This window comes from Pigmentiphaga sp., from assembly GCF_019689535.1.
GTDB lineage: Bacteria > Pseudomonadota > Gammaproteobacteria > Burkholderiales > Burkholderiaceae_B > Pigmentiphaga.
Genome location: NZ_JADGHH010000178.1, coordinates 1 through 7,262, shown reverse-complemented (window position 1 = coordinate 7,262; position 7,262 = coordinate 1). Strand labels below are relative to the sequence as shown.

Genomic DNA, 7,262 nt, shown 5'->3' with positions numbered 1-7,262 from the left:
CCCAGGATGAGGGGCCACTTCCAGATGCGCATCATCGGCGAAGGCATCATCAATTTGCCAATAAAAAAATAGAAAGGCAAATAGTAATGATTTTTATTTATAAAATAAATACCTAGGGGGTGCGATTGTTCGCAGGTGGGCAAATCGCATCGGGAACGCGGCCGATTCAGGGGGCCGGCATGCGCCCTACGTAGCGGGTCACGAATGCCGGCCCCTTATGGCCTTCGCCTTCGTTCAGGACCACTTCGCCTTCCCATGCCACGACTTCCTCGAGCAGCGGGGAGAAATCGGAGCGTATGGCGGCGAGGTCGGACAGCATGTCGACCTCGCGCGGTCCGCCGCTCGGATAGTCGAGTTGGCGGGGATGAAAGCACTCAAGGATCAGCCAGCCCCCGGGGGCGAGCGCGCGGGCGAGCCGGCGGTGGATCCCGGGGCGGACGGCCGAGGGAAGGTGCACGAAAATCAGGGCCACGCCGGAGCAGGTCGCCGCCGGTGGCGACCAATCGGCGAGATCGGCATGCAAGGTGGTGATGGTGATGCCGCGCAGGGAGGCCAGCGCCAGAGCCTTGTCCAGGCCGACCTGGGAACTATCCACCGCGAGCACCTGGTGGCCCCGCTGCGCCAGCCAGACGCTGTTGCGGCCCTCGCCGTCGCCCGGCAGGAGCACGCGGCTGCCCGCCGGCAGGCGAGGCTCCTGTTCCGCCAGGAAACGGTTGGGCTCAGTGCCGTACTTATATCCGGGTCGTGAGTACCGTTCGTCCCAGGTCTTCATGCCGCCATTCCTCGGTTACTCCTCCTCCATCAACTCATACCACATCGCGTTCAGGACGGCGAAGGCTGCGGCCAGGCCCAGCCCCAATATCCAGGAAAAGTACCACATGCTCATTCCTCCCAGGTTTCAGTAGGCGTGGTTGCCGGGTTCGTTGATGGAGGCTTCGTCCACTTTGCCCCACAGCACCCGGTAGACCCACAATGTGTAGGCGACGACCAGCGGGACGAAGATGACGGCCGCAACCAGCATGATGAACAGGGTCTGGTGGCTGGACGAGGCATCCCAGACGGTGAGGCTGGCGCGCGGGTCGATCGACGAGGGCAGCAGGAATGGGAAGATGGTGACGCCCACGGTGACGATGATCCCCAGAATGGAGAGCGAGCTCGTCAAGAGGGCCGTGCCTTCTTTGCGCCACCGCAGGAAAATCCAGGTGAGGGCGGCGCCGGCCAGCCCGGCGGCGGGCGCTGCCGCCAGCCAGGGATGGCTCCGATAGTTGTCGAACCAGGCACCGGCCGCGATTTCGGCGGTCTTGCGCAAGGGGTTGGATGGGCCTGCCGGGTCGATGGCGCTGGTGATGCGATAGCCGTCTACGCCCTGCCACAGCAGGAGCCCGCCCAACGCGAACAGGACCAGGGTGGCGAGCGCCGCGGCGCTGCCATACGTGCGGGAGCGCTCCGCAACGGGACCGCGGCTCTTGAGGACGAGCCATGCGGCGCCGTGCATGCACAGCATGGATACCGAGACCAGGCCGCAGAGCAGCGCGAACGGAGACAGCAGCCCGAAGAACCCGCCTTCGTAGAAGATGCGCAGATCCTCATCTAGCCGGAAGGGCACGCCCAGCAGTACGTTGCCGACCGCCACCCCGAAGATCAGCGAAGGCACGAGGCCGCCGACGAATAGCGCCCAGTCCCAACCCGTGCGCCAGCGGGCGCTTTCGCGCTTGCTCCGGTACTTGAAGCCCACGGGGCGGAGTATCAGCGCGAACAGTATGGCGAACATCGCCAAGTAGAAACCCGAGAACGATACCGCGTAGAGTGGCGGCCACGCGGCGAAAATGGCGCCCCCGCCGAGGATCAGCCACACCTGGTTGCCCTCCCAGACGGGGCCGACGGTATTGATCACCACGCGCCGCTCGGCGTCGGTCCGGCCGACGAACGGCAATAGCATGGCAGCTCCCAAGTCGAAGCCGTCGGTCAGCGCGAACGCGATCAGCAGGATGGCCAGCAGCGCCCACCAGATCATCCGCAGTACGTCGTAGTCGATGAGGGTGTGCAGGATCATGGCTTACTCCTGGGCGGTGAGACGTTGAGAGACACGTGGCGCGATCAGGCTGACCTCGGGATCTAGGTCGGGCTCGACGCCCTTGCGGATCGCACGCAACATGAGGCCCATTTCGATGATGAACAGGACCGTGTAGAGAGCGGTGAAGCCGAGGATGGTGGCCAACACCGTGCCGGCGCCGAGATCGGAGACCGCCGCCGCGGTGGGCAGCACGCCTTCGATGATCCAGGGCTGGCGGCCGAACTCTGCGACGAACCAGCCCAGTTCCGCCGCAATCCACGGCAGCGGGATGGCATATACCGCGAGCTTGAGCAGCCACCGGTGGGCGTCCAGCCTGCGCCGTGCCGACAGCACGAAGAAGGTGGCCATCAGCACGATGAAGAAGAAGCCGAGCGCCACCATGATGCGGAACGCCCAGAACAGCGGCAGCACCATGGGCACGGTGTCTTCGGCCGCTTGGTCGATTTGCTGGGGCGTGGCCTGGCGGGGATCGTCCACGTAGCGCTTGAGCAGCAATGCGTATCCGAGATTGCTTCCGTGTTCTTCGAAGGCGGCGCGGTCGGCCTCGGCAGCGGCCGCAGTGCTGCCGGCCGCACGGATGCGTTGCAAGGCGTCGAATGCCACGATGCCACTGCGGATGCGGTCCTTGGCGTGTTCGACCAAGGTATTGATGCCCGGAATCTCGGTCGTGAGCGAGCGTGTGCCGATCAACCCCATGACTGCAGGTATGCGGACCGCGTAGTGTGTCTCGCGCGCTTGCTGGTCGGGGATGCCGATCACCGTGAAGGGGGCCGGTGCGGGCTCGGTTTCCCACATGGCTTCGATTGCGGCCAGCTTCATTTTCTGGTGTTCGGTCGACAGATAGCCGCTTTCGTCCCCCAGCACCACGACCGACAGCGCCGACGCGAGCCCGAACGAGGCGGCAACGGTCATAGAGCGCTTGGCGACGTCGAGGTGGCGGCCCTTGAGCAAGTACCAGGCGGACACGCCGAGCACGAACACCGAGGCCGTGACGTAGCCTGCGGAGACGGTGTGGACGAACTTGGCCTGAGCCACGGGGTTGGTGATCACTGCGAAGAAGTCGGTGATCTCCATCCGCATGGTTTGGGGATTGAATGCAGAGCCTACCGGGTTCTGCATCCAGCCGTTGGCGATGAGGATCCACAGCGCCGAGAAGTTCGATCCGAGCGCCACGCACCAGGTCGCCACCAGGTGCCCGACGCGCGAGAGCTTATTCCATCCGAAGAAGAACAGGCCGACGAAGGTGGCCTCGAGGAAGAAAGCCATCAGGCCTTCTACGGCGAGCGGTGCCCCGAAGATGTCGCCGACGTAGTGGCTGTAGTAGCTCCAATTCATCCCGAACTGGAATTCCATGACCAGCCCCGTGGCGACGCCGAGGACGAAGTTGATGCCGAACAGCGTGCCCCAGAACTTGGTCATCTGGCGCCAGATCTTGCGTCCGGTCATCACGTACACCGTCTCCATGATGGCGATGAGGACGGACAGTCCTAGGGTGAGCGGGACGAAGAGAAAGTGGTAGAGCGCCGTCAGTGCGAACTGCAAGCGCGATAAAGAAACAATGTCGAGATCCATGGCGGCCGATTCCTCCTCAGTCCGTGCGCAGGGTATGGAGCGTGTTCTCGAAGGCGGCCGTGCCGCGCGGTACGTCGCCGGCCACGGTGGCACCTTTCAGAACGATGAGGCGGTCGGCCAGGGTGGCCTCCCGCCGGGTATGGGTGGCGATGATCAGCGTGCGATCGCCGGCTTGTTCGTTCAATCGCGCGAGGACGTCGCGGGCCGTAGCCGGGTCCAGGCCTTCGGTCGGCTCGTCGAGCAGCCAGAGCCGCGTGGGGCGCAGGAGCAGCCGCGCCAGTGCCAGGCGCCTCGCCTGGCCGCCGGACAGCCCGAGGCCGCCATCGCCCAGGCGCGTATCGAGCCCCATGGGCAGCGAAGCGATGGTTTGCGCCAGCCCCGCTGCGCGCAGTGCCGCCCACAGCGTGTCGTCGTCGGCGTCCGGCCGCGCAAGGAGCAAGTTGTCGCGCACGCTGTCGCGGAAAAGCTCGGTGCGCTGGGTGAACAGGCACGCTGCCGGTGCGTCGACCAAGCCCGACGTCGGCTCGAGCTCCCGGGCGATGAGCGCGAGCAGCGTAGACTTGCCGGCGCCGCTGGGGCCGACGACGGCAACCCGTTCGCCGGCCCGCACGGTGAGCGAAACCCCGTCCAGCACGTATCGGCCGGAGCGGCCCGAAGCGGCATGCAGCAAGGAGACGGACTCGAGCTTGACGTCCCCGCCGGCGCGCGCGGGGCCCTTCGGCCCGCCCTGTGCCTCGAGCTGTGGCGCCAGCCTGCGCACGGCGATCATGATGCGGGCCCACTCCAGTGCGCCCCGGCGCAGCGGGGCCATCGGTTCGGCACTGGCCAGCACGAGCAGCAACGCCAGCGCCGCCACCGGGGCGCCGATGGCGCCGTCCGCAACGAGCAGCGCACATCCGGCCAGCGTGGCGGCCATGGCCACGCCCGACGCGAACGATTGGAGGAAACTCGCTTGCGCATCGACGCGGTGGAGCGTGTCGTCCGCCCGGGCAAGGCGCGCCTGCGTACGGGCCAGGCGGTCGCATTGCGCATCCAGGCGTCCGGCCATCAACAGTTCGGCCTGGCCCGAGACCAGATCGATGGCGTCGGCGCGCAGGGCCTCCAGGGCGTGTACCCGATCGTGGGACGCGTTGCGGCTGCGCCGCACCGTCCTCGCTATCACGGCGGCATTGGCCGCGAGCATCCAGGCCGCGATGCCCAGCCCCAGCGGCAGGCTGACGACCCCGAGCGCGATGCCCATGACCGCGATGGTGGCGCCGGCCGCGCAGGCCGGCACCAGCACCCGCAGATAAAGGCCGTCCAGGGCGTCGGCATCGGCGGTCAGCCGGAACAGCAGGCGTGCCGGGCGTGCCAGCAGTTCGCGGGCGGCATCGGGACGCGCCCAGCCGGCGAACAGGCGCGGACGCAGCGCGGCCACGACTGCCAGGGCCGCGTCATGGGTGACCACGCGTTCGCCATAGCGGGCCGCAGTGCGAACCAACGCGAGCAGGCGGATGCCGGCACCGGGCGTGAAAACGTCGAAGGCGAGGGCGGTGCCGGTCGCCAGTCCCGCAATCGCGGTCGCGGTGATGAACCAGCCGGACAGGCCCATCAACGCCATGCCTGCCAGGACGGTCAGCGTTGCCAAGGCCGCGCCTCCCGCAAGCAGGCGGCCCCGTCGCACGAAAAACAGCCGCAGCACGGCCAGCACGGCGCCACGGTCGCCTCGTCCGGCGGCCGCCGCAGCGCAGGGTGCATCCGTGTGCAGCGAGGCGGAATCGATGCGGCGTTCGCTCATGCCAAGCGCTCCTCGGGAAGGGCGAGCTCGTCGCCCGAGGCCATGGGCAAGCGGATGACTCGATCCATGCGGGCGGCCAGTTCGGGGTCGTGGGTGGCGACGATGAGCGTCTTGCCCTTGGCCTGGGCCAGCAGGCGCCGCGTCACTTCGCGCGCGGTGGCTGCATCCAGGTGGGCGGTGGGTTCGTCGGCCAGCCACAGGTCCCGGGCCCGGTCGGCCGCCGCCCGTGCGATGGCTAGGCGCAGGGATTCTCCGCCCGACAGGCCGGCGCCCCCTTCGCCGAGCCTGCGTCCTGCCGCGGCGCCAGCCAATGCCCGGAGATGGGCGGCTCCGAGCGCGGCATCGACCGCGCGCGCATGGATTTCAGGGCGCCCAAGGCTGACGTTGAACCGCACGGTCGCCGCGAAAACGTGCGGGCGCTGCCCGATCCATGCGATGCGCGCGCGCAGCTCTGGGGCGGTGCTTTCGTCCAGCTCCGTCCCGCCCACGGCAATGCGGCCGGACCGGACCGGAACCAGGCCGGCGATCAATGCCAGGAGCGTGGACTTGCCCGAGCCGCTCGGGCCCAGGATGGCCACGTGTTCGCCCGGCATGACCCGCAGATCCAAGGCTTCGAACAGCGGCTGCCCGGCATCGGGATGGTGGAAGCCCACGCCGGCCAATTCGACGCCAGGCGGGGTGCGCAGCGGGGGGCTAAAGGCGGTCGAAGGGGCGGCCGGGCCGCCCACCAGCTTGAGCGGCGCCGCGGCGAGACGGTCCAAGGCGTCGAGTGCGGCACGTCCCGACGCGCGGTCGTGCCAGACCGTCGACAGCTCGCGCAAGGGTTCGAAGAAACTGGGGGCCAGAAGCAGGACGAACAGCCCCTCGCCCAACGTCAGCTTGCCGCTCCAGGCGCCGAATTGCAGTTGCCCCAAGAGATGGAATCCTACATAGACGGCCACCATGGCTACCCCGAGCGCGGAGAACAACTCCAGTACTGCCGAGGAAAGAAACGCGATGCGCAATACCGCCATGGTACGGATTCGCAGCGTTTGGGCAACGCTTTCGAGGCGGTGTGTCGTGGTTTCCACGGCGTCGAGCGCGCGGAGCGTGGCCAGCCCGCGTAGCCGATCGAGCAGGAAGGCGTTGAGCGTTCCCATTTCGGCCAGGTGTTCCTCGCTGGCGCGCTGCGCACGCCAGCCTACCAGCGCCATGAAGAGGGGGATAAGGGGCGCCGCGATGAGCAGGACCAGCCCCGCTGCCCACGAAAACGGCAGGACGCAGGCCAGGATGGCTAGGGGAACGACCGCCACTTTGAGCTGCACGGCTGGGTAGCGGGCCAGATAGGGGAGCGCGGCGTCGGCCTGCTCGGCGATCACGCTGGCGGCCTCGCCGGCGGCCGGCCGCCGTTTATCCAGCGGTGAGCCGCAGGCCAGCGCAGCGATGGCGTCGGCCCGGCGGCGAGTGACCGCATCGCGGGCCACCTTGAAGCTCAGCCGCTGCCCCCAGGTTTCCAGCCCTGTCCGGCACAGCGCCAACGCCAGGAACACCCCTGCGGCGGCGAGGCCGGGCTTGGCGTCACCGGGGTTCGCTGCCATGCGTTGTACCGCGGCGGCCAATACGCCGGCCTGGGCCAGCCATAACAGCGAACCAATTAATTGCAGCCAGTCTCCTGATGTTGGTCGGAGCCGCGCCGCGCGAGAAGGGACGTAATCCGTTGGCATGGGGTGTGTTACCGAGGGTAACTTAACAGTGCTCATGCGAAGAGGCAATGATCTGGATCAAGTGCAGTGCGTGCGGCGCCCAGGGATTGCGCGAAGCGGAGCTCGCGTCGGGGCTGGGGAGCATGCGTCCGTGGGG

Annotated in this window: 6 protein-coding genes; all 6 read right to left on the bottom strand. The window is 67.5% G+C overall.

Features of this window, described 5'->3' with window-relative positions:
* Window positions 1-166: 166 nt before the first annotated feature.
* Genes IRZ12_RS14020 through cydD form a run of 6 tightly spaced genes read right to left on the bottom strand, consistent with a single transcriptional unit; the run spans window position 167 to window position 7,126 of the window.
* On the bottom strand, window positions 167-772 hold the full coding sequence (locus tag IRZ12_RS14020) for a bifunctional 2-polyprenyl-6-hydroxyphenol methylase/3-demethylubiquinol 3-O-methyltransferase UbiG (protein WP_296469545.1): 606 nt from the start codon (window positions 770-772) through the stop codon (window positions 167-169).
* A 15-nt stretch (window positions 773-787) separates the two neighbouring features.
* Window positions 788-880: a cytochrome bd-I oxidase subunit CydX gene (gene cydX / locus IRZ12_RS14015; RefSeq protein WP_296469544.1), complete on the bottom strand. Its 93-nt coding sequence runs from the start codon at window positions 878-880 to the stop codon at window positions 788-790.
* Between the two features lie 18 nt (window positions 881-898).
* Window positions 899-2,053: a cytochrome d ubiquinol oxidase subunit II gene (cydB, locus tag IRZ12_RS14010; protein WP_296469543.1), complete on the bottom strand. Its 1,155-nt coding sequence runs from the start codon at window positions 2,051-2,053 to the stop codon at window positions 899-901.
* Window positions 2,054-2,056: 3 nt separating this feature from the next.
* On the bottom strand, window positions 2,057-3,646 hold the full coding sequence (locus IRZ12_RS14005) for a cytochrome ubiquinol oxidase subunit I (protein WP_296469542.1): 1,590 nt from the start codon (window positions 3,644-3,646) through the stop codon (window positions 2,057-2,059).
* Window positions 3,647-3,662: 16 nt separating this feature from the next.
* A complete protein-coding gene (cydC, locus tag IRZ12_RS14000) occupies window positions 3,663-5,423 on the bottom strand; it encodes a thiol reductant ABC exporter subunit CydC (protein ID WP_296469541.1) in 1,761 nt (586 codons plus the stop codon).
* Window positions 5,420-7,126, bottom strand: coding sequence for a thiol reductant ABC exporter subunit CydD (gene cydD / locus IRZ12_RS13995; protein ID WP_296469539.1), 1,707 nt, complete (start codon window positions 7,124-7,126; stop codon window positions 5,420-5,422). Before cydD ends, cydC begins: the two co-directional genes overlap by 4 nt.
* Window positions 7,127-7,262: the final 136 nt, after the last annotated feature.